Raw genomic sequence first — 24215 nt, forward strand, 5'->3', positions numbered from 1 at the left:
AACTTCAGGAAAGTAAGTGACGCCACCAACAATTACTTCTGCTTTTACTGGAATAAGCAGGTTGCCTTGTGTGTCAACAGGGCAGTCAAAGTCACCTTTGAGCCCACTGGGATCAATTTGTTCAATGCCAAAAGTTACATCTTGCGGCACGGCTTCTTTTTCATCTTTCTGGCAGCTTACAACCGCAATTGCGAGAAGCACCAGCAATGTTAAAATTTTTGTTTTCATAATTTCTGATTTTTGGTTTTAAACTTTGTTTTTGGTTTGTTGATTTATTTGTTCCTCCTTCGTGTTCAGGAAACCACTCCTGTTTTTTTTCTGAAGGTCTCCGGCTCATACCGGAGGAAATTTGGTTTTAATTTAACCTGATGGTTTCTGGCTTTTTGTATTTTGCTAGGGGCTGCGGCTAGAGCAGCCAGGCACAGAGCAATCTACATTTGTTCATGGTTTGATTTTTAGGTTGTTTGGACTAAGGTTTAGGAGTTATATAGGGATTCGATCTGGCTGTGGAATACTGACCTTTTGCCTGCTTACTGAAACCAAATAGCTGGCAGGCTTCAGTTAAATAGCACAAAACATCAACCTGCACTTCGGTTTTCTCAAACGGACTGACATTAATATCAAAGTCAACAACGGAAGTTACGTAATCGGCATAATAAGAACCACTTAGCGGTGTTGCCATAATTATATCGCCCCCGATGGACTCAAGCAAAGCGAACCATGAGATATTATATGAGGTTGCAGAGCCCTCAGGCAGGGCAAGTTTAATAGCCTGGGTGTAAAGCTTGTCATTCAAATAATATGTGGAAGGATAATAGGTAGTATCGTTTATGACCACTTCTGCAACTGTGGGGATTTTCAGGTTGCCATCAGCATCAAGCGGACATTCAATATCGCTGGCGTCCTTTAATAATAAGGGATCAATCTGGCTGACGCTGAATACAACATATTGCTGCATCATCACCCTGGGCTCTTCATTTTTATTGCACCCCAGGCTAAAAAGGATCATGATGACCAGTACTATTAAATGTTGGAGATTTTTCATTTGTTTTCTCTGTTAAAAACCTGGTTGATGAAAGTCTGGTTTTTAAGACTGTTGATATTAAAAGCTATATTTTATCTGAGCTATTCCTGTAATTCAATTTTTTCTTGTTATTTATTTCAATTTTCTTTTCAACGATATAATAATGTATGGAGGTGTTGAGTGTATTATCGGCAAGCATGAAATAGTGACGGGAAGGGTTTAGTACTATTACCTTTACTGTTTGCGGTAGTTGCCTGAGTTCATTGAGTAGCAATTTTACCGGGTTTGTTTCATTTTCAATGACCAGGAGTTCTGCATAATAGCGTTCCACTGCATCAAGCGCTTCATCAGCATCATTCACATAGTGATATGTATCGTTCGCGATCTTCTCAATGGCACTCATGGCCTTTCTTGCACTGCCTAACACAACTATTTTCATTTTGGTATCAATCGTTTTTTCTTTTACTAATATCGTGCCAAGCTTATAATCAATTGAATAACAGGAGGTTGCAATGAATATTCGTCAAAGGGGTTGCATATCTGCATGCCCGGTTCCGGGCAACATTTTAGACAACACCTTCCAAACCGGCTTATTTTACTGGCCTTACCGAAGCAAACCTTAAATTGCCCGTAAACGGGCAAGTGGGCAGATTTTGGGCAATTGTTTAACAAAAGCAGATTCTTGAATTCCGGCGATGATGTTTTATTTCTGACAGATTGTTATCCAAAAGCAATCAACCCGAAATCACGCAATCGCCCGGTTGTGGGGCAGTTATTTTATGCAGAAGAGAAGGTATTAGACGGGATGAAGAATAATCATTTTTCTTCGCACAAAGACAACACAATGAGGGGTATATGAGTGTGTCGGAATCAGTCTTGTTTGATGTTTACTTCATTATTATGATTTGAGAGTTTACATTCATTCAAAGTTTGCTCTCATTTTTACATCAGAAAATTAAATTGCATCGAAAGATGCAGTTTAATTACAGATTAAAAGCACCTGATCCATTTTCTTATTCCTGTTACTGTCCTTTCAAAATGTGTTTTCCGGCATTGAACCCATGATTAGGGTATTTCACCAAGCATCATTTTCCTATCCCTGAGCCAGGGCTTACTTTTGCTACAAATCTGAATTGAACTATCCATTTATATGTTGAGGTAAATAGAAATGCGCAAACCCGTAATCCAATCATTAAAGGAATTGAACCAGTTCAATCATGATCATGGTTTTTTGCATTACCGCGAGAAAAACCTGAAACGTATCCTGTTGGTGATTACTATTATAGGAATACTGCTGGTGGCAGTTTTTCATACCCACGACTGGCTTTCGGGTTTCCATGGCATCAATTTATTATTTGCGGTAAGGCTTGGCATCATCATGGTTTTTATCACCAATCTGGCCATTGCACACATATCGGACAGCGACAAGGTTGTAAAATGGTGCATTTATATCGGCTTCTATATCAGTGCATTTTATTGCACTCTCATTTCATGGCTGCACGGCGGCCTCGAAAGTTCATACTGGGGCGGCCTCAGTTTTATGCTCATCATTTGGTTTGTTTTTATACCTTTTCCCTATCGCAACCAAATATTGCACGGGATTATTTTCATCTTCCAATATTATCTGATCCTATACGCTTTTTCTTCCGAACCCATTGACTGGGTTCCTGTGCTGGAATGGAGCTTCTTTATGAGCGGTACCTTGCTTATGGGAACCCTTGTTACGGTGCTGAACAACCGTTTATCGGCCAACGCCTTCTACAGCAGCGAAGCGAAAACAGAAGCCGAAAAAGCATTGAAGGAAGCCAACAAAAGGCTCACCCTCCATATACAGCACTCTCCACTTGCTTTCATTGAATGGAATGAGCATCTCGAAGTAGTGGATTGGAACCCGGCTGCCGAAAAAACCTTTGGGTTCACACGGGAAGAAGCCATTGGAAGTCATGCCTATGAGATCATTGTGCCGGAACACCAGCATGCGAGCATCAACAAAGTCTGGGAAAATATTCTGAATAAAACCGGCGGATCTTTTAATGTAAATGAAAATCTGACAAAAGATGGCCGCACCATCATCTGCGAATGGTACAACACTCCGCTGAAAAATAGCACGGGAAAGGTGATTGGGCTTGCCTCTATGGCCCAGGATATTACTGCACGAAAAAAACTTGAAGCCGACCTTGAAAAGTCATTGTCAATGCTTGAGAAGAACTACTCAACAACTTTGGAACAAATGCAGAGCTATTTCAGTGAGTTGCAACTGAAGAAAAATGAACTGCTGCAACTTCAGAAAGAAAATTTGCAATCGCAGTTTGAGATGCTTAAAAACCAGGTAAATCCACATTTTCTTTTCAACAGCCTCAATGTGCTCACTTCACTGATAAGCGTTGAACCTGAACTGGCCGAGAAATTCACCGGGCAGCTATCAAAGGTTTACCGCTATGTGCTCGAACACCGCTCCGATGATCTCGTTCAGTTGAGAACCGAGCTTGATTTCCTGAAATCTTACATTTTTCTGCTACGTATCCGCTTCGGTGATAAACTGGAAGTAAATTACCGAGTGGATGCTGGCAATCTGGATTTGAAACTTCCACCGCTTTCGCTGCAGATTCTGATTGAGAATGCTATTAAACACAATACTTTTACCAATCGCTCACCATTAAATATTGATATCTTTGTGGATGATGAAAATTATCTGAATGTGATCAACAATTACCAGAAACGCGAAAAAAACATGGAATCAACCGGCCTCGGCCTGATCAATATTGCGAACCGCTACAGCTTTTTAACCGACCGCCCGACTTTTTTTGGAATAGACCAAGAGCGATTTATCGCCCGTATTCCACTTTTATAAATTTGAACCTTAAACCAACTATAGAACAATAGAACAATAGAACATTTGAATTATGAATCCTCAAGAGCGGCAGTAGGCAGCGGCAGCAGCAGTCCACAAGTAACTTAAATTTTACAAAAACGAGAAATAAACAAGTAAGCAGTAAGCAATTAAACAGTAGGCAAAAAAACCAGCAACCAGCAACCAGCAACCAACCTCTTGAACAAACAATAGAACAATAGAACATCTGAATTATGAACCGAGAACCCAGAATCTTGAATTTTGAATCTTGAATTTTGAATCCTTGAACATAAACATCTCACGATTAAATAAATATAAAACTACCGCTATGAAAGTCGTAATCATTGAAGACGAAAAACTTGCAGCCAATCACCTGGAAAAAATGATCACCAAATATGATCCTTCCGTTGAGGTGCTTGCAAAACTCGAATCGGTTGAAGATTCCATTAACTGGTTTACCGCCAATGGCGATCCCGATTTGATTTTTCTTGATATCCATCTTGATGACGGATTGAGTTTTGCCATTTTTGAAAAGGTAAAAGTCAGTGCCCCCATCATTTTCACCACCGCTTACGATGAGTATGCCATCAAAGCATTTAAAATGAAGAGCATTGATTATCTGCTCAAACCAATCTTGCCCGAAGAACTTTATAAGGCCATTGATAAATACAAAGAGTGGCAGGCTCCCGGAAACACTGCTATTGATATGCAATCACTGGTTGATCTTATTTCAAAGCGGGATCCGGTATACAAAGCCAGGTTCAGCATCACGGTTGGAGAAAAGATTAAATCGGTGGGCATTGAGCAGGTGGCTTACTTTTACTCAAGCCAGGGCATTACCTTTTTGGTAACAAATGAGAACCTGCATTATCCTATTGATTTAAGCCTCGAGCAATTGGCCGAGCAACTCAATCCCACGGAATTTTTCCGCATCAACCGGCAATTCCTCATCAGGCTGAAAGCCATCCGTAATGTGCATGTTTACCCCAAAAGCAGGCTTAAGATTGATCTGACCCCAGCCTATCCCGACGAAATTTTCGTGAGCATAGATAAGGTCACCCGCTTCAAGGCATGGCTTGATGCTTAAGAATTTCTGGCAGATTCTTACCTTTGCACCCTTTCCGGCAATTTGAGTTGGCGGAAGGATCATCAAACTGAAAACTAAATGAAAAGAGTACTTATAGTAACCGGCGGCGGTGACTGCCCCGGATTAAATGCTGTGATAAGGGCCGTTGTAAAGCGCGCCTCACAAGAGAAAGATTGGGAAGTCTTAGGCAGTATCGAAGCGTTTAACGGTATTTTGCGCGAACCAACCGAGATCATGGTGCTGGACGAAAAAGCCGTTTCAGGCATCCACTATCAGGGCGGCACAATACTGCAAACCACCAACAAGGGAGGCCCGTTTGCCTGGCCTGTGAAACAAAACGATGGTAGCTGGATCACAGTGGACCGCAGCGATGAAATGATCCGCAAAATACAGTATCTTGGCATTGATGCCGTAATCAATATCGGCGGCGACGGTTCGCAGCGCATTTCCCAGGCCTTGCACGAAAAAGGGCTCAATATCATCGGGGTTCCCAAAACCATTGACAATGACCTCTCGGCAACCGATTCCACGTTTGGTTTTCAAACCGCAATCCAGATTGCAACCGAGGCCGTTGATAAACTGGTGACCACCGCTGCCAGTCACAACCGTGTGTTTATCATGGAGGTGATGGGCCGCGATGCAGGTTGGATCGCACTGAATGCTGCCGTAGCAGGTGGTGCGGAAATCTGTCTGATCCCTGAAATTCCTTACGATACACAAAAGGTTCTCGATAAAGTGAATTCCCGCTTTGTACGGGGACGTGGATTTGTGAACATCGTTATCTCCGAAGGCGCTCATCCGGTTGGAGGCGATGTGGTAGGGAGCAAGTCAGACGAGGTAGGATACCGCAACTTTAAACTAGGCGGTGTCGCGTTCAAGCTATTGGAAGACTTGAAAACAGCCGGATGCGTGCATGAAATGCGTGCTACAGTTTTGGGCCATCTGCAAAGGGGCGGGATACCTATTGCCTACGACCGCGTGCTGGCAACACAGTTTGGGGTGAAAGCCTTTGAAATGGTTAAAAATGCTGAATTCGGCAAAATGGTTTCTTACCAGCATCCTTATATCACAAGTGTTACCCTGAAAGAGGCTATCGTTCAGCCTAACCTGGTTACACCCGATAACGCCCTGATGAAAACTGCAAGGGGAGTAGGGATTTGTTTCGGGGATTGAGACGGGGCCTGATCAGTCTGCACCACTAAGGCACTGAGTTCACTTAGCCTTAATAATTCACACCGCCAAGACACGAAGACGCAAGGATTTGATTTATAGAGAATAAGAAAATCTAAGATAAATTGATTTGAGAACAAGGATTAACGAATAGCGATCTATGAAGTGCCCTCCTAACTTCGAAAATCTAAAATCGTTAACTTAGCGAAGCGATCTCACCGGAGGTAATCCTTGTTCGTAAATCAGTTCTAAGTGAGCTTAGTGGTAAAAACCAAGCTTGGCCGATAGCTGCTTTTTTCCCTATTTTTACAGCCGATTTTAACCATCTCTAACATAACTCTCAGCCACTATGGTAAAAGCCAGCGAAATTCCTTTGGAAATTGTTCTTGAAGAGCGTATTCGCGGTTCGAAGCTAATGGTTCATTTCAGATGGGTTTTTATTGCCCTGCTGGTTTTGCTGCTCGCCATGCAGTATTTCACCGGTTACAAGTCCGAGTCGTTACATGCCATCCTGCTCATAGGTTTTTATGCGCTGTGTAATATTCTTATTGCTGCAGGGCTCAAGCGTAATTACGACCCCGCGTGGAGCCGTTATGGCGGGGCGGCGATTGATACAGGAATTATAGCGTTCCACCTTTTTTATCTTGCGAACTCCTTCGACCAGATTGCCGTAACTGCCGCAGCCACAACATTCCTTTACCCGGTGATGATCCTGCTTTACACCTTCCGGCTCGATCAGCGCTTACTTGTATTCATTACACTCTTCTCGATTTTTAGTTTCAACATCGTTTATTTTTACCATTATTTTGGCAATCCTGATGCCTTTCAGGTCAGCCTCTCGCTCTCACCATCCAGTCACATTTTTAAGTCCTCTTATCTACTGTTTATCGGGTTTCTGTGCATCTATCTTCAACATTCGCTCAAGCGCTTGATCATTAAACAAATGAACGAATCACGCCGAAACCTTGATGCAGAAATTGAGCTCAGCCTCGCCCAGCAGAAAAATGCACATACGGAAGAACTCATCAGGCAGGAAAAAGAACTGAACAAACAACTCGCACGCGAAATTTTTGAACGAAAGGAAGCAGAAACGGCATTGGCTCAAAGCCGGGAACAGCTGCACAGCATTATTTCAAACCAGCTAGGGGTCACCTATCGCTGCAACAACGATGCAAACTGGAGTATGCAGTTCATCAGCCATCAGATTGAGAAAATTTCCGGTTATCCGGCAAGTGATATCATTGGCAATTCAAAGATGAGCTATATGGATATCATCCATCCTGACGATCGCGAGGATGTTGTCAGGCAGGTTAACAATGGCATTTCAATGAAAATGCCATTTGAGGTTATCTATCGGATCACACATGCAAGTGGCAAAACGGTTTGGGTTCAGGAAAATGGTAGAGGTATTTTCGACAAAGACGAAAAACTGCTTTGGATTGACGGTGTGATCATTGACATCAATGAAAAAATGGAAACTGAAAAAGCTTATCATGAAAGCGAGATACGATTCCATGAACTGACTGATTTTCTCCCTCAAACCATTTACGAACTTGATCTTGCAGGCAACATTGTTTTTGTGAACCGCGCCGGAGTTGAACTCTTTGGCGAAGGCGTTCGAAAACCCGATGGCAAAGTATCCGCATTACAATTTTTTATTCCTGAAGATAAAGAAAGGATGGTCAGCAATCTGAGAGACAAGCTGCAAGGGAAAGGAAAACTTTTTAACGAATACACTGCTATTTGTGCTGATGGCAGGCATTGTCCGGTGATTATTTATAGCAGTCCGATCATACGCGATGGTAAGGTAACAGGCTTTCGTGGGATCATAGTAGAAATTAGCGAGCTCAAACGAGTGGAAGAAGACCTTCGCTATGCCAAGGAAGAACTCGAAACACTCAACATGAATCTTGAGAAGGCCGTTGACCAACGCACTGCCGAACTCACTGAAGCCAACACACAACTGTTGCGATTGCAAAAAGAGAACCTGCAATCGCAGTTTGATGTGCTCAAACAGCAGGTGAATCCCCACTTTTTGTTTAATAGTCTGAATGTGTTGATTTCATTGATCAAACTCGAACCAAACCTTGCCGAAACCTTCACCGAGCGGCTGGCCAAGGTGTATCGTTATGTGCTTGAGAACCGTGATGAAAACCTGGTTCCGGTAAAAACGGAAATGGATTTTCTGCGGGCTTACGTTTTTTTAATTGATACGCGCTTCCAAGGCAAAGTGATCATCAAGATAGAATTTGATGAAGAAAAGGAAAACCGCCTCATTCTTCCATTATCGCTGCAATTGTTGATTGAGAACGCCATCAAGCACAACGTTTTTTCGACCAAATCTCCGCTGACCATCCGTTTATTCATTGATGATAACGGTTACCTCAACGTTGTAAACAACCTGCAGGTTCGCGAAAAACATATTGCCAGCACCGGTATTGGGTTGAATAATATTTCCAGCCGTTATTCGCTCATTTGCGACAAAGCACCGGTATTTGAGCAATCACAACACGAATTTATTGCAAAGATTCCTTTGCTGCATGCTTAGCAAGCCAATAGCCAGATTTTTGTAAGTTCAATACTTCTAATGACGGGAGTTTGAAACAGCAAGATTATTAAATAATTACTGCTGCAGATTTTTTTTCTTCAAATTGTTGCAAACGTATATTTTTAAATTACTTTTGCGATATCAAAATGATATCAAAATAATACAGTTATGGAAAAAGAAAAAAACTCATCGTCTGTGTTGGGATTCCTTGGAGTGGTTGTTTCACTTATTCTGCTCATCGGCCCGGTTTGGCTTGCTTTTGCAACCATGAATTTCTGGTGGTTGTTACTGCTTATCCCTGACCTTTTTAGTTGGATTGGCCTGCAAATCGTCAATCCGAATGAATCATGCGTACTTGTATTATTCGGTAAGTACAGCGGGACTTTAAAGAAAAACGGTTTTTACTGGATCAACCCATTTTATAACCGTAAAAAAATCTCGCTACGGGCCCGAAATCTTAACAGTGATCCCATTAAGGTAAACGACAAAATTGGTAATCCTATCATGATTGGCATCGTGCTGGTTTGGAGGGTTGAAAACACTTTTAAAGCTGCCTTCGAAGTAGATGATTATATCCGTTTCGTGGATATACAGAGCGAAGCCGCAATCCGGAAACTGGCAGGAGCATATCCTTACGATAATTTTGATGATGAACAAGCTGAAATTTCTTTGCGCGCCGGAGGTGAAGAGGTAAACCAGCAATTGGAGGATGAATTGCGAGAACGCCTTGAAATTGCAGGCATCCATGTAATGGAAGCGCGTATTGCGTATTTGGCTTATGCTTCGGAAATTGCAAGTGCAATGCTACGCCGCCAGCAGGCTTCAGCCATTGTTGCCGCCCGACAGAAAATCGTTGAAGGCGCTGTGAGTATGGTTGAAATGGCCCTTGAGCAACTTTCACGAAAGCAGATTATTGAACTTGACGAAGATAAAAAGGCTGCCATGGTAAGTAACCTTATGGTGGTGTTGTGTTCAGATAAAGATGCCAGTCCGGTTATAAACACCGGGACCTTGCACCAATAGGAGATTTGAATGACAAAAAAGAAAGCATTTGTTTTAAGACTTAACCAGAAAACCATGGAAAAGCTTGAGAAATGGGCTGCCGATGAGTTCCGTAGCACCAACGGACAGATCGAGTGGATACTGCATCGCGCGCTAAAGGAAGCAGGCCGTCTCAAAGGCCCTGCACCAGGCGAATCGGATGAAACAGATGATAATGCTGCATCGTGATGGAAAATCTTAAGATCAAGGACCTTCTCATTTTATTATGCATCCATCCCGAAAAGGGATGGGTAAGAAAAAACAGCGTGATAGAATATGCGTTGATTGCTGCTGCGATGTTTGACATGGTTTTGCTGGGGAAATTAAATATTGTCACCGGCAGAATTGAAGCAACGCCTCATGAAACCGGCGACCCTGTGCTTGATGATTTGCTTTCGAAACTATCCGGTTTAAATGGAAAGAAATTTTCATGGCTGATGAATGGGCTTAGTACAAAGGCTGGGAAAATTTACCGTAATCAACTCAATTATCTCGAAAATACACGTCAAATAAGCAGTTGGCCTGTTGAATGGCTTGGCATTACATGGGGCAAACGTTATCGTGTGAACCGTTCCGATAGACTAAAGCCTATATTAACCATCATGGACAGGGTGTTGATTTATGGCCGTAAACCTGATCTGAAAATGAGGCTTCTTATTGAATTGCTCGGTTCGCTTAATGTCCTGGGACAGTTTTTTCCTGATGGTGAACTTAGAAAAAGAGCTAAACAACGGTTCAGGCAGATTTCAAAATTACCGTATGAAGACCACAAAGACACATTCAAAGCCATAGGGAAAGAGTTGCAACAAACGCTACAAATGAAAAAAGCATCATCAGGCACGTAATCATAATTTAACCGGGAGAAATTAACCTCACTTGCATAGCGATGATTTTGTAAGGGAAATCATTCGTATGTCAGAAACGGGATTTCAACAGGCTTTTTCCGTCATATATTGTAGTTGTGTTGAGCTGTTTCCCTCCAGCTCAATATTTTTGTTGACAAGAAATAACATGAATAAGCATGAGTAAAACTATAATTATTACAGGGTCAAATTCAGGAATAGGAAAAGCAGCTGCAATAAGATTTGCGCAACAGGGTCATACAGTGGTGATGGCTTGTCGTAACCTTGCTACGTCAGCGAAAACACGGGAAAGTATTATCGCGGCAAGCGGGAACAATAAAGTTGATCTGATGCAGCTGGATGTTTCCTCGTTTGAATCAATCCGGGATTTTTGCGAAGAATTCAAAAGTAAATACAGCAAACTGGATATTCTGATCAATAATGCCGGATACTTCAACTATGGTGAAAAGCACTATCAGCATAGTCAGGAAAACATTGAAATGTCTTTTGCCACCAATGCTTTCGGGCCGTTTTTACTTACAAAACTTTTAAGGCCGCTGCTGGCAAAATCTGAAAATCCCAGGGTTCTGAACGCAAGCACTACAAACATCAAATACTTTTTCGACCCCAAACGTAGCATTGATTGGGATAATCTGCGTGGAGAACATAAAAACGAAAGAAAGTACAACGCTTACAAAATGTACGGCGATTCCAAAATGGCTTTTTTGATGCTCTCATTTAAGCAGGCTGAAGAGTATGAGCCCGATGGAATAAATCTTAACTCTGTACTTATTCCGGCCATAAAGATCAGCAACGAAAAGCTTCGTGGATTTAAGACATTTTATTGGCGAACCATGGCCCGTTTAATGAACCTCACTGCCCGGCCACAAAAGGATATGGCAGAATGTTACTACGAGATTTGCACTTCTGAAAAGTTCAGCAATCTGACAGGCAAACTACTCAATATTCAAACTGAAATCATGGGAAAGCCCGATCTTGAAATGAAATGGACTGGTAAGACCACTATCCAACAGCTTCGGCACATGACAATGGTTCCCCGCTACGCTGTTTTACCAGAAAATAAGGAAAAGATCTGGGATCTAGGAATTAAGCTAATCCAGGAAACCAACCCCATAAATTAAATCCTTTCTTCCGTCCTGCATCCTGGCCCAGTTCAGAGTCTAAAATTCAATGCTCAAAATCCAATGATCAAAGAACAAATAATTAGCAATTACTGAATTATCCAATTAACCAATTGACCAATTAACTAAACACAACTCCATCACTCCATTACTCCATTACTCCAATTACATTAATCTATTAACTAATCACAACTTCATCACTCCCAAGCCAACTGCCACTGCCTCCTGCCTCCTATTTCCCCTGCCTTCCTGTCAGCCAATTTTACTATTTTTGCAGCCACAAATGGGATTTCTCCTGTTGGCATTATTTCTGATAGCCACCCATGTCATAAAATATTAAATAACCACAAGATGCAAAACCAGACTGAACAAGTAAAATGCCTGATCATTGGTTCAGGCCCGGCCGGTTACACGGCTGCCATTTATGCTGCACGTGCCGAACTTAAACCTGTCATGTACCAGGGCTTGCAACCCGGCGGACAATTAACCATTACTACCGAAGTTGAAAATTATCCCGGGTATCCCGATGGAAAAACCGGCCCTGAAATGATGGAAGACTTCAAGAAACAAGCTGAACGTTTTGGCACTGATACCCGCTGGGGCATCATCACCGAAGTGGATTTGTCAAAACGCCCCTTCATTGCCAAAGCAGACGACGGTAAAATTATTGAAGCCGAAACCATTATTATAGCAACCGGTGCAACAGCCCGCTGGTTAGGAATTGAATCAGAAAAGAAATACAATGGCTTTGGTGTTTCGGCATGTGCTACCTGCGACGGGTATTTTTTCCGTGGCCAGGTGGTTGCCGTTGTTGGTGGAGGTGATACAGCCGCAGAAGAAGCCACTTACCTTGCAAAACTTTGTAAGAAAGTCTACCTTATCCATCGCCGCGATGAATTAAGAGCATCGAAAGCTATGCAGGAAAGGGTTTTTAAGACAGCCAACATTGAACCTGTTTGGAACCATCATGTAAAAGAAGTGTTGGGCGATGGCAAGGTTGTGACGGGTGTATTGCTTGAGAACTCTCAGGATGGATCGCACAAACAACTTGAAATTGACGGTTTGTTCATTGCCATTGGTCATACCCCTAATTCTGCCATTTTCCAGGGCCAGCTCGAAATGGATGTGAATGGCTACCTGAAAACCATTCCCGGAACTACCTCCACAAAGATTCCCGGTGTTTTTGCTGCCGGAGATGTGCAGGATCATATTTACCGCCAGGCTGTGACTGCTGCCGGAACCGGATGCATGGCTGCAATTGAAGCGGAAAGGTTCATTTCAGCACAGGAGTAAAAAAAAGAATAAGGGACGCCATCCCCTTTTTTGGTCGGGGTTTGCGTCCCTTTAATCTATCAGATATTAACTTATCTCCGTTTGAATTTCGACTTCTTGTCTTTACCCGCTGATCTTTTTCCCCTTGACTCAGAGAAAAACTCTTTTCTCTGAAATTTATCACCCGAGAAATCGTCCCTGTTTCCACCGAACGATGGCTTTTTTCTTTTTGTTTGAGGTGCGGCGCCATCCCTGTCGCTGGCAAGTTCAATCCTCACCCGCATCGGGTTCTGACTTTCATTGGCGAATGAGCGCTTGAGAAGTTCTACGGAATTGCTGTCAACATCCACAAATGAAAAAGCATGCATGATGTCAATGCGGCCTATCCTCACATCACGCGAACGGGTTACCTCGTTGATCAGGCCGATGATCTGCTGTGCTGCCATTTTATCTTTACGACCCACACTAAAAAACATGCGCTGAAAACGTGATACTTCACCACGCGAATCCCGGCTTTCTTCAACATTCAAATCACGAGCATCGCGGTAATAATCAAGGAAGCGGTTGAATTCCAGTGAAACAAATCTTTTGATGATCTCTTCGCGATCCATCCACTCGAGCTTGCGATAGATAACAGGTAAGAAAGATTCAATTTCTTCGCGATTCACCTCCACGTTTTCCATATTGTCAATATGATGGAAAAGTTGTTTCTCGCAAACCTGCACGCCGGTTGGAATCTTGGCTTTGGCAAATTCACGGCCAACCTTTTTCTCAATCATCTTGATCTTGAATTTCTCTTTCATGTGGATGATTGAGACGCAGATGCCGGTTTTATCGGCCCTTCCTGTTCTGCCGCTCCTGTGAATATAGGTATCGGCTTCATCGGGCAGGTTATAGTTGATCACATGGGTAAGATCATTTACATCCAGGCCACGGGCTGCAACATCGGTGGCAACCATCATTTGCAGGGTCCGATTACGGAAGCGTTTCATTACATGGTCGCGTTGCGCCTGGCTCAGATCACCATGAAGCGAATCGGCATTGTAACCGTCGCGTATGAGTGAGTCGGCTATTTCCTGGGTCTCAGCACGGGTCCGGCAAAAAATGAGCGCATACATGCGGGGGTTGAAATCGGCAATGCGTTTCAACGCCTGGTAGCGATCTTTGGCCTGAACCATGTAATACATGTGTTTTACATTGCTGGTTCCTGAATTACGCTGTCCCACAGTTTTAATAACCGGCTTCTGCATGTATTTGGTCAGGATGCGTTCCACTTCTTCGGGCATTGTAGCCGAAAAAAGCAGTGTATGCTTATCTTTCGGTGTGGACTCAAGGATGGTATCTACTTCTTCCTGGAAACCCATATCGAGCATTTCATCGGCTTCGTCGAGCACTACCCAGGAAACCTTACTGAAATCCACTTTTTTACGACGGATCATATCGTTGAGCCTGCCCGGGGTAGCTACAATGATTTGAGGTTTTGCCGCCAACTGTTTAAGTTGCACATCAAAACTGGCGCCTCCGTATATCGGGACAATGTTCACACCTGGCATAAATGCTGCAAAGCTTTGCAGGTCACGGGTAATTTGCATGCAAAGCTCACGGGTGGGGCAAAGGATTAGGGCTTGCGTATGGCGCAGGCTCAAATCCAGATATTGCAGCAAGGGTAAACCGAATGCGGCAGTTTTGCCTGTTCCGGTTTGTGCAAGACCGACAACGTCGCGGGCTTGGGTCAGTAAAAATGGGATTACGGCTGCCTGTACAGGCATGGGTTCTTTGAACCCGAGGGCTTCAACCGCTTTTATAAGGTCCGGTTTCAACCCAAGTTCTTGAAAATTAAGCATAAAAGTATTTAGGAAATTTGCCTGCAAAGGTAGTCTTAATTGTTAATCAAATAACATGACAACGCTAATTATTGAATTGAGTGTTTATCGTCTGTGTTGTCAATTAGAATGATCTTCACCTAAAAGAATGCAAAAGAATTGTTCTTAAGTGTTTGGCTCTATTTCAGCTAAACAACCTATCTGTTAATCTTTTGTTAATTTACGATTTAGACAGCTTAAATGCTTGACATGGCTTCTTAGATGTTGTAGCTTTGATCCTGCATTAAGCCGGCCTGAGTAACCCAAACAAACTCATTCCACTACACCCCATTTAGCTTCGGCTCCACGAGATTCAAATTGTTTATTTATCAGGCTATTTTGACTGGACTTTGTTGAGATACGATTAAGTTCGTGAGTGTAAATAATTAGAAAAGAATGGTTCATCCTGTTTTAAAATTCCTTGCTGAACAAATGAATGTATTCATTGACCAGGTAAAAAAAGCCGGCGATGGGATCACTTCTCCTGTTGTTGCTTTGCAGAATGTTGCCCGCCTCAGCGAGGATGATCTTGATACGACCAATAATCTTCTCCTTTCTCTTGTGAACCTGTCGGAAGAGCCGACCATGAAAAATAATCCCGGGCATACTATTGTTAACAATGATCTTGTGAAATACGGTAACCCACCGGTAAATCTCAACTTATCGCTACTGGTTTCTTCATGTATGACTAATTACGAGAATGCATTGATCTACCTATCGTTTGCTATAACCTTCTTTCAGGGTAAAAACATTTTCACCAAACAGAATAGTATGACACAGGTAGAGGGCTTGCCTGATAATTTCCGCATTATCGTTGATCTTCAATCGTTGAGTCTTGAACAGGTAAATTTCCTCTGGAGCACCCTGGGTGGAAAACAGCAACCATTTGCATGTTATAAAGTAAGGATACTGCAGCTTGAGCGCGACAGCACAACCGAAACCCGTGGAATAATCAGGCAGGTAAGAATTGAGGAATCAGGAATCTAAAATTAAAGCTGAATTGAACAAACATTCATTAAATGGCAGTGACAATCACATACAATAAACTATTCGAGGTGAAAATACTTCATCACTTCTTCCTGAACAAAGGAGAAACGGTTTTTGACTCAATGACTGATGAAGACAAAGCGCTGACAATGCTGCAATATGATGTGCGTGATTTTTTTGATATTTACCCTTCACCCGAATGCCAAAAAACTTTAAACGCGCATAATTGCGTTTTCAAAGCAACGTCACAGGGCATCATTATCGGGGTCAGAGCCGAAAGCGATGATCAGAACCCGCCAACCTTAAGTCTGTTCAACCCTTTTGATGATGATCAGGTTTTTACCTTCGTGATACAGCTTAAGGACATGGGTTTTATGAATTACACTGCCCTGCCATTTATTGGAAATTCTGGCAAAATGTATGTGTTCAGAAACCTGACTTCTGGTTCTTCCAGGAGTTTTCCATCAATTTCTTCAAATCCGCCGGTGTATGAAGCAGATACCGAGTATTATCCAGGTGATATGCTTGGAAACCATCCTGATAATCTTACTACGTTGTTCACAGCCCTTAATAAGACCACCAATCCTGTTACAAATTCAGTTGATTGGATGATTGAAACGCTTGCAGATAATGTTCCGTTAGCTTATGTCAATATAAACGACCAGCATAGTGTGGTTCGCGGAATGCTTCTTTACAAAGTAAGTGAAACCGATGTTACCCCTTCAATTACGGTAAAAACAGCAGCGGGCGTCACAATCACTCCCGAAATAAATATTCTTGCAGGAGAGTATCGTACAGTACAGGTTGATATGCGTGGATTCCCCGATGGTTTTTACACAATTCATTTTGAGTCTGCTGATCCAATTTATGACGACGATATTGCCTTCTACCTTTTCCAGCAGCGATCAAATCCGTTTGGCATTATAAACCTGACCCTGCATAGCGATAGCCCGGATTACAGTATGATTGATGGTAACGGATTCCTTCGATCCCCGGAATATGAACTTCGCTTCCGCAACCGGCGTACTTACTGGCGCTATGTTGGCAAAGTGTTCAATGCAAATTCAGTTACTGAAAAACCGCTTCCTTTAACCAGGTATGGAGTAATCACCAATGTAACCGTTAAAGATAAAGACGGTGCAGATATTGAAGATTTACCCAATCCCGGATATGCCCCTGTTAAAACAGAGGCGTTAAGCAAACCAGCTGAAAACAAATATTACTCAGAAATTCATATAAATTAATTTAAACAATAATTACAATGGCAACAACCTACAAAACCCCAGGAGTGTATGTTGAAGAAATCTCCAAACTGCCTCCATCCGTAGCCCAGGTTGAAACGGCAATTCCTGCTTTTATCGGGTTCACTGAAAATGACAGTTATAACGGATTGTCGCTCTTAAACAAGCCCAGGCGCATCAGGTCACTCGCTGATTTTGAACAGGTATTTGGAATGCCCAGGCAAACAGCCTTTACCAATGATAACGATCCCACCAACGGCATCAGGATAATGAAAAATACGCAAGGTGAATTTGTAATGGATGGCAGCCTGCGCGATCCTTTCGACAGCCTGCAGTTCAGGCTGCATTATTGCCTGCAGATGTATTTTGCCAATGGTGGCGGGCCGTGTTACATCATTTCCTGCGGAAGTTACGATGATGCTGTCTTTAACGAACCAGACCAGATGGAAGATGCATTGGCGGCGCTCAGGAAAGAAGATGAACCGACCATGATCATTTTCACTGATGCAGTATCCCTTTCCCGCACTGATTTCTACTCGCTCTACACCAGGGCCTTAACCCAGGCTGCTGAGTTAATGGACAGGGTTGTGATCGCCGATTTATACCTGGATCTTTCCGATGCTCAAAGGTTGAGTGATTTTAAGGCAGGCAAAATTGACATGTATTATGATATGGGGGCCGGAGCCCTGGCTGATGATTTCCGCACAGGTATCGGCAACAATAATCTTACCTATGGAGCGGCTTATTTCCCCTGGCTTATAACAACTTTGCCCTACTTCACCGATGAAAGTCAAATTGTGATCACCGGCGGTGTGGATGAACTTGCCGACGTGGAGGTGCTTCGTAAATACCCCGAACCTGGTCAGGCCGATGTGGAAGACCCGCAGGAATCATTGTACCACATGAACAGTCAGTTGTATGCCGCTATCAAAAAGCAGATGGATATGCTGAGGGTAATTCTGCCCCCGGCTTCTGCATTAGCAGGGGTTTATGCAACGGTTGACAGCACACGTGGGGTTTGGAAAGCGCCTGCAAACATCAGTCTGAACTTTGTAAAGGAACTCAGTGTCAAACTCGACGATGAGGATCAGAAAGATATGAATGTAACAGCGACAGGAAAATCAATCAACGCCATTCGCAGGTTCACAGGCAAAGGCATATTGGTTTGGGGCGCCCGCACCCTGGCTGGCAATGACAACGAATGGCGGTACATCAGTGTGCGCAGGTTCTATAATATGGTTGAGGAAAGCGTGAAAAAAGCCACCGAACCCTTTGTGTTCGAACCCAACGATGCAAATACATGGGTGAAAGTGAGGGCTATGATTGAAAACTTCCTGATCCTGCAATGGAGGGCAGGTGCGCTGCAAGGTGCAAAACCAGAGGAGGCATTCTTTGTGCGCGTAGGTTTAGGTGAAACCATGACCGCCCTCGACATCCTCGAAGGCCGCATGATCGTTGAGATCGGGCTTGCAGTAGTAAGGCCGGCAGAGTTCATCATCCTCAGGTTCAGCCATAAAATGGTAGTTTCATAGTAAATTAATTCAATACCTAACGATTATGTCATACAAAACCCCAGGTGTTTATGTGGAGGAAATCGCGCTGTTTCCGCCATCGGTTGCGCAGGTCGAAACGGCCATTCCCGCCTTTGTTGGATATACCGGAAAAGCCGAAGACCCAAATGGCAAAGACCTTACAGACCTGCCCGTGAAAATAAAATCGCTCGTGGAGTTCGAATCATTGTTCGGGACGGCTTATACACCCGAAAGTTTCCGGATTGTTACCGATGAAACGAAAAGAAACGCCATTGTTTCGATCACACCCTCCAAGCACTTCTTCCTTTATGAATCCATGCGCCAGTTTTATGACAATGGAGGTGGAAACTGTTATATCGTCAGCGTTGGTTCGTACGAAGACAACATTGAATTTGCTGCGCTGAAAGCTGGATTTGATACACTGCGAAAGTATGATGAACCAACCTTGTTGCTCTCGCCTGATGCGGTTGGTTTGCTGGATGGCGATGATGAGCCGGATTTAGCACAGTTTGCTGAATTGCAAAAGCTCGCACTTAAACAATGTGCCGATCTTCAGGACCGTTTTGCGATCCTTGATGTCATGCAGGGCCATCTGGCCGAAGATGTGGTTAGCCAACCGGTTTCAGATTTCCGTGATTCCATCGGCATCAATTCCCTGAATTACGGAGCAGCCTATTATCCCTGGGTCATCAGTTCATACAATCATAAGGTAGGCCTCAGGCAATTGCAGTTTTTTGATGTAGCAGACCTGGATACTGAAATCGTTGATCTGACTGAATTTTCAAATAATACTAATGAAAACGCACTGCTTGAAAAACTAGCTGAGACCCGTGAAGACAGCGATGCGGTCACTGACATAACCGAGCCTCAAATTGATCTGAATGAACTGCGGGCTCGTGGAGTTGAATACATACGTGAACAGTTAGTGTCTTACAGATCAGCAATTGCTGCCGATCAGTCACCGATTGTGAGCATCACGGCTTATCTGAACCTGCTTGCCGGCCTGGTCGGAAGTTTTGAAAAGTCGGACATTGCAGCAGATGCCGGTTCAAATTTTCATAAAGATGTTCAAGCGTTGAAAATCAATGCAGCGCTTACCGATGCCATAAAACATCTTGTGTCCATTGAAAAAAATCCTGCAACCCTGGCTAACTCACATGCCAACCGCGATGCTGCTGCTCTTGAAGCTCTTTATGAATTTCTCGAAACTGAATGGTTTGGCGGCGACACTTATGCTGCCATAGCAGCCGATGGTACACCTTTTAGCAATGATAACACCGGCCGCATCGCAATCATTGATGCACTGAGCGCTACTGTTGATGTGATCCTTCAAGCTTATCAGGGCTTGCTTTCTGCTGCACTGTTTTATGAGGACCAGGCAGAAAAGGCCATATTTGCTTCGCATACTTTCTTTCATGGTGTCAACGACAAGGTTACTGAATATATGCGAACCTTGCCGCCATCTGCCGCCATCGCCGGTGTGTATGCCACCATTGACCGTACCCGTGGTGTCTGGAAAGCGCCGGCCAATATCAGCCTGAATTCGGTAATTGGCCCGGCTGTGAAAATTGATAGCCGCGATCAGGAAAGCCTGAACGTACACACCACCGGAAAATCAGTGAATGCTATCCGCGCTTTCGCCGGAAAAGGCACTTTGGTCTGGGGGGCTCGCACCCTGGCAGGAAATGACAATGAATGGCGTTATGTGCCGGTACGCAGGTTCTTTATCATGGTTGAGCAAAGCACAAAGAAAGCTTCTGAGCCATTTGTGTTCGAACCCAACGATGCAAACACATGGGTGAAAGTCAGAGCAATGATCGAGAACTTCCTGATACTCCAATGGCGGGCCGGAGCGCTACAAGGCGCCAAACCCGAAGATGCATTCTTTGTTCGTGTAGGTCTCGGCGAAACCATGACCGAGCTCGACATCCTTGAAGGCAGAATGATCGTTGAAATTGGCATGGCCGTGGTAAGGCCGGCGGAATTCATCATCCTCCGCTTCAGCCACAAGATGCTGACGGGGAATGCATAACAGATAGCGGGAGGTTTCACTTCCGCCAAAAACATAACAGACAATCCAACAATCCAATAAAACAAAACCTTAAATAACATTAACATGGCAACTTATCCATTACCTAAGTTTCATTTTCAGGTTGAGTGGGGCGGCACACGTATCGGCTTTACCGAAGTCAGCGGCCTGACCATCGAAAATGAAGTGATCGAATACCGCGAAGGCAGCAACAAAGAATACAGCAAACTTAAAATGCCGGGAATGCAGAAGTATGGCAACATCACTTTGAAACGTGGCACGTTCAGATCGGACAATGAGTTTTATAACTGGCTCAACACCGTAAAGCTGAATACCATTGAGCGCCGCGATCTGACCATCAGTCTGCTTAACGAAGAGCACGAACCTGTCGTGGTGTGGAAGATTAAAAACGCATGGCCGGTGAAGATCCAACCAACTGATATGAAAAGCGATGCCAACGAAGCTGCAGTGGAAACATTGGAACTTGCACACGAGGGGCTGGTTATTCAGAATGATTAATTGATTCCTTAGCTGCTATGGCAAATTATTATCCACCGGTAGGATTTCATTTTCGTGTGGTTTTTTCGGGCATTGGAAATGAGAATGTTGACAGCCGCTTTCAATCCGTTTCAGGCCTCAGCATGGAACTGGAAACCGAATCAGTGAAGGAAGGCGGTGAGAACCGATACGAACATGTGCTTCCGGTTCGCGCAAAGTTTCCGTTGCTTGTGCTCAAACGTGGCCTGGTAAAAAATTCCGCTTTGCTCACACAATGGTGCAACGATGCATTTCAGTCGCTGATCATCAATCCGGTTGATATTTCAATTTCGCTGCTTAACGAAGCGCATGAACCCTTGATGACCTGGAATGTGAAGCATGCCTGGCCGAAAAAATGGAGTCTCAGCGACCTGGATGCGGAACAAAGTTCCATAGCTATAGAGACCTTTGAGCTGCAATATCAATATTTCACTTTGTCGAAAAACTGAAGCCATGCCCATTGAGATCAGAGAATTAAACATAAAGGTGAGTGTGAACCGCAACCAATTGGAGCGCGACGTAAGGCCTCTGCAAACGGGGCAAGTCCCATCCAAAGAGGAGATCATAGCCGAATGTGTCGAGCAGGTGATGGAATTGTTAAAAAAGAAAAATGAACGCTGATGCAGATGAATGTTGCAAAGATGATGATCTTTTCCTACCCTGACGCCGAAAGGAAAATTCCCGATGGCATGATGGTAGTAATGGTGAACCCTGAAAGCTACTCACAGAAAATCAATGTGAACTATGCTGAGAAACAGGCTCCGGGAACTACCGGTATGCTTCCGCAGTTTAACAAAATCGAGCCGCAGAAACTCAACTTTGAGTTGCTTTTCGACAGTACCGGAGTGGTAAACTCGATCAGGAACGATGTCACTGGCGTTGAAGCTGAACTTTTCTTGTTTAAGAAAACTGTGCTGGAATACAAAGGCGACAAACACAGGCCAAGGTTCCTTAGCATTTTCTGGGGAACTCTGAAATTCGACTGCTGTCTTGAGAGCCTTGATATTACTTACAAACTTTTTCGCCCAAGTGGCCTTCCAATTCGTGCAGTTGCCAAAGCCGGCTTCATCGGTGCAATTGACGACACCAAACGCGTAGCCAAAGAAAACGCCAGTTCGCCGGATCTGACCCATGTGCGAACCGTCAACGAAGGAGATACCCTTCCATTGATGGCATTCAGGATTTATGGCGATTCCAAATATTACATTGAAGTGGCAAAAGCCAACGGATTAAATGATTACAGGAACCTTGTAACCGGACAAAAAATCAAGTTTCCACCCATAGCAAGATAGTATGCCCAGTAGCAGAACCATACCAACAACGCGGCCTGCAACGGTTGTTACGCCTGCGATCAGGATCAACGGCAATGAGATTGCTCGCACTTTTCTGGTTGATTCCATCACTGTTTCAAAAGAGATCAACCGCATACCCTGGGCTAAAATTGTATTAATTGACGGAGAATCCGCGGGAGGGAGTTTCCAGGCCAGCGACAATGAACTCTTCATTCCTGGACAGGAAATCGAAGTGATGGCAGGCTATGAAAATGATGTTTATACTATTTTCAAAGGCATGATCATCGCACACAGCATCAAGATCAGGAGCGGAGGGGGCTCCGTTCTTGTGCTGGAGTGCCGCGACAAAACTGTGAAAATGACAGTTGGCCGCAAAAGCAAATATTTTGCTGAAATGAAGGACAATGATATTCTTTCAGCTATCGCCGGAACCTATGCTGGTTTGAACCCCAATATTGAGGCTACAGCGGTATCGCACAAAAAGCTGATCCAATATGATTGCAGTGACTGGGATTTTATTGTGGCCCGCGCCGAAGCCAACGGCAAATTCTGCTTCGCTGACGATGGCCAGCTAACTGTAAAAGCTCCCGATATTTCACAGAATGCGGTTTTGACCCTAACCTACGGGGCAACCATCCTGGAAATGGATGCTGAGATTGATGCAAGGCTTCAGCTTGGCAAAGTGAGTTCGAATTCATGGAGCCCCAGCGATCAGGGAATCATTGAAGTTGAAGCCAATAATCCACAGATAGCCTTGAACGGAAATCTTTCCAGTAATGATCTAGCTGAAGTAATCGGTCTTGATGAATTTGTGTTAGGGCATGGCGGCCAGGTTGAAGAACCGGAATTACAAGCCTGGGCCGATGCATTGATGCTGAAACGCCAGTTGGCAAAGGTTCGCGGACGTGTAAAATGCAGGGGAATTCATACGGTTAAGCCCGGTTTAACGATTGAACTCGAAGGTGTTGGAGAGCGGTTCAACGGAAAAGCTTATGTGAGCGGCGTGCAGCATTTCATTTCTGGTGGCGACTGGCAACTTGATATTCAGTTTGGTTGCGACCCGGATTGGTTCACGGGAAAATTTAATATTGAGAAAAAACCTGCCTCAGGCTTGATGGCTGCTGTGCAAGGCTTACATATTGCGAAAGTCTTACAATTGGCCGGCGATCCTGATGGTGAGGACAGGATAAAAGTTCATCTTCCAATTCTTGGTTCAGACCAGGAAGGCCTTTGGGCACGCATTGCAAGCCTTGATGCCGGCAACAACCGCGGCTCGTTTTTCAGGCCCGAAATAGATGATGAGGTGATTGTGGGCTTTATCAATGATGACCCACGCGATGCAATTGTGCTCGGAATGCTGAATAGCAGCAGAAAACCGGCACCACTGTCAGGCAGCGACGACAATCATGAAAAAGGCTTCGTAACCCGCAGCGGAATAAAAATGATTTTTAACGATGATGAAAAATCGTTCACACTGGAAACTCCGGGTGGAAAGAAAATTTTGGTGGATGACTCGGGCGGGGAAATACAATTACAGGATGAGAACCAGAATAAAATTGCAATGAACAGCACAGGGATTTCTATAGAAAGTATTGGCAAGATAGAGTTGAAGGCGGGCCAGGGGCTTGTGCTCGGAGCCGCAAACCTTGAACTCAAAGCCCAGGCAGGCATGACGCTCGAAGGAGGTGCAAGTACTGAGTTGAAAGCGGGTGGCGTATTGATAATCCAGGGATCATTGGTTCAGATAAATTAAAAGAA

The 24215-nt window shown here is 44.0% G+C and carries 22 protein-coding genes; 18 read left to right on the top strand and 4 right to left on the bottom strand.

The window, feature by feature from the left end:
* From IH597_09380 to IH597_09390, 3 genes are all read right to left on the bottom strand, one after another.
* Window positions 1-228: hypothetical protein (locus IH597_09380; GenBank protein MBE0662667.1), on the bottom strand; the 228-nt coding region annotated here is incomplete at its 3' end.
* Window positions 229-469: 241 nt separating this feature from the next.
* The gene (locus tag IH597_09385; protein ID MBE0662668.1) at window positions 470-1045 is read right to left on the bottom strand and encodes a hypothetical protein; all 576 of its coding nucleotides are present in this window, start codon (window positions 1043-1045) and stop codon (window positions 470-472) included.
* A 64-nt stretch (window positions 1046-1109) separates the two neighbouring features.
* Window positions 1110-1463, bottom strand: coding sequence for a hypothetical protein (locus IH597_09390; protein MBE0662669.1), 354 nt, complete (start codon window positions 1461-1463; stop codon window positions 1110-1112).
* 729 nt (window positions 1464-2192) lie between these two features.
* Between IH597_09390 and IH597_09395 the strand changes: the two genes are divergently transcribed.
* From IH597_09395 to trxB, 9 genes are all read left to right on the top strand, one after another.
* Window positions 2193-3875: a histidine kinase gene (locus IH597_09395; GenBank protein MBE0662670.1), complete on the top strand. Its 1683-nt coding sequence runs from the start codon at window positions 2193-2195 to the stop codon at window positions 3873-3875.
* A gap of 328 nt (window positions 3876-4203) precedes the next feature.
* Window positions 4204-4962 (top strand): response regulator transcription factor, encoded by a 759-nt coding sequence (locus IH597_09400; protein ID MBE0662671.1) that lies wholly within the window; start codon window positions 4204-4206, stop codon window positions 4960-4962.
* A gap of 78 nt (window positions 4963-5040) precedes the next feature.
* Window positions 5041-6135, top strand: a complete 1095-nt coding sequence (locus tag IH597_09405; protein MBE0662672.1) for an ATP-dependent 6-phosphofructokinase — start codon at window positions 5041-5043, stop codon at window positions 6133-6135.
* A 346-nt stretch (window positions 6136-6481) separates the two neighbouring features.
* Window positions 6482-8680, top strand: coding sequence for a PAS domain-containing protein (locus tag IH597_09410; GenBank protein MBE0662673.1), 2199 nt, complete (start codon window positions 6482-6484; stop codon window positions 8678-8680).
* Window positions 8681-8848: 168 nt separating this feature from the next.
* Window positions 8849-9703, top strand: a complete 855-nt coding sequence (locus tag IH597_09415; protein ID MBE0662674.1) for an SPFH domain-containing protein — start codon at window positions 8849-8851, stop codon at window positions 9701-9703.
* Window positions 9704-9712: 9 nt separating this feature from the next.
* Window positions 9713-9910, top strand: a complete 198-nt coding sequence (locus IH597_09420) for an Arc family DNA-binding protein (protein ID MBE0662675.1) — start codon at window positions 9713-9715, stop codon at window positions 9908-9910.
* Window positions 9910-10566: a GPP34 family phosphoprotein gene (locus IH597_09425; GenBank protein ID MBE0662676.1), complete on the top strand. Its 657-nt coding sequence runs from the start codon at window positions 9910-9912 to the stop codon at window positions 10564-10566. The genes IH597_09420 and IH597_09425 overlap by 1 nt, the downstream gene beginning before the upstream one ends.
* 176 nt (window positions 10567-10742) lie before the next feature.
* Complete coding sequence (locus IH597_09430) at window positions 10743-11705, top strand: SDR family NAD(P)-dependent oxidoreductase (GenBank protein MBE0662677.1); 963 nt, start codon at window positions 10743-10745, stop codon at window positions 11703-11705.
* Between the two features lie 351 nt (window positions 11706-12056).
* Window positions 12057-12998, top strand: coding sequence for a thioredoxin-disulfide reductase (trxB, locus tag IH597_09435; protein ID MBE0662678.1), 942 nt, complete (start codon window positions 12057-12059; stop codon window positions 12996-12998).
* A 71-nt stretch (window positions 12999-13069) separates the two neighbouring features.
* On the opposite strand, the gene IH597_09440 is transcribed toward trxB, so the two are convergent.
* Entirely contained in the window at window positions 13070-14821 is a 1752-nt protein-coding gene (locus IH597_09440) for a DEAD/DEAH box helicase (protein ID MBE0662679.1), read from the bottom strand.
* A 414-nt stretch (window positions 14822-15235) separates the two neighbouring features.
* On the opposite strand from IH597_09440, the gene IH597_09445 reads away from it, so the two are divergent.
* The 9 genes from IH597_09445 to vgrG all read left to right on the top strand — a co-directional run bounded on the left by IH597_09445 (window position 15236) and on the right by vgrG (window position 24210).
* The gene (locus tag IH597_09445; GenBank protein ID MBE0662680.1) at window positions 15236-15826 is read left to right on the top strand and encodes a DUF4255 domain-containing protein; all 591 of its coding nucleotides are present in this window, start codon (window positions 15236-15238) and stop codon (window positions 15824-15826) included.
* A 32-nt stretch (window positions 15827-15858) separates the two neighbouring features.
* A complete protein-coding gene (locus tag IH597_09450) occupies window positions 15859-17070 on the top strand; it encodes a hypothetical protein (GenBank protein ID MBE0662681.1) in 1212 nt (403 codons plus the stop codon).
* Between the two features lie 17 nt (window positions 17071-17087).
* Window positions 17088-18599 (top strand): phage tail sheath family protein, encoded by a 1512-nt coding sequence (locus IH597_09455; GenBank protein MBE0662682.1) that lies wholly within the window; start codon window positions 17088-17090, stop codon window positions 18597-18599.
* Window positions 18600-18624: 25 nt separating this feature from the next.
* Window positions 18625-20631: a phage tail sheath subtilisin-like domain-containing protein gene (locus IH597_09460; GenBank protein ID MBE0662683.1), complete on the top strand. Its 2007-nt coding sequence runs from the start codon at window positions 18625-18627 to the stop codon at window positions 20629-20631.
* A gap of 84 nt (window positions 20632-20715) precedes the next feature.
* A complete protein-coding gene (locus IH597_09465) occupies window positions 20716-21147 on the top strand; it encodes a phage tail protein (GenBank protein MBE0662684.1) in 432 nt (143 codons plus the stop codon).
* Window positions 21148-21164: 17 nt separating this feature from the next.
* On the top strand, window positions 21165-21614 hold the full coding sequence (locus IH597_09470; GenBank protein ID MBE0662685.1) for a phage tail protein: 450 nt from the start codon (window positions 21165-21167) through the stop codon (window positions 21612-21614).
* 4 nt (window positions 21615-21618) lie between these two features.
* Complete coding sequence (locus tag IH597_09475; GenBank protein ID MBE0662686.1) at window positions 21619-21786, top strand: hypothetical protein; 168 nt, start codon at window positions 21619-21621, stop codon at window positions 21784-21786.
* Window positions 21786-22457: a LysM peptidoglycan-binding domain-containing protein gene (locus IH597_09480; GenBank protein MBE0662687.1), complete on the top strand. Its 672-nt coding sequence runs from the start codon at window positions 21786-21788 to the stop codon at window positions 22455-22457. Before IH597_09475 ends, IH597_09480 begins: the two co-directional genes overlap by 1 nt.
* Before the next feature lies 1 nt (window position 22458).
* A complete protein-coding gene (gene vgrG, locus IH597_09485; protein ID MBE0662688.1) occupies window positions 22459-24210 on the top strand; it encodes a type VI secretion system tip protein VgrG in 1752 nt (583 codons plus the stop codon).
* Window positions 24211-24215: the final 5 nt, after the last annotated feature.

Source organism: Bacteroidales bacterium, from assembly GCA_014860575.1.
Classification (GTDB): domain Bacteria; phylum Bacteroidota; class Bacteroidia; order Bacteroidales; family JAAYJT01; genus JAAYJT01.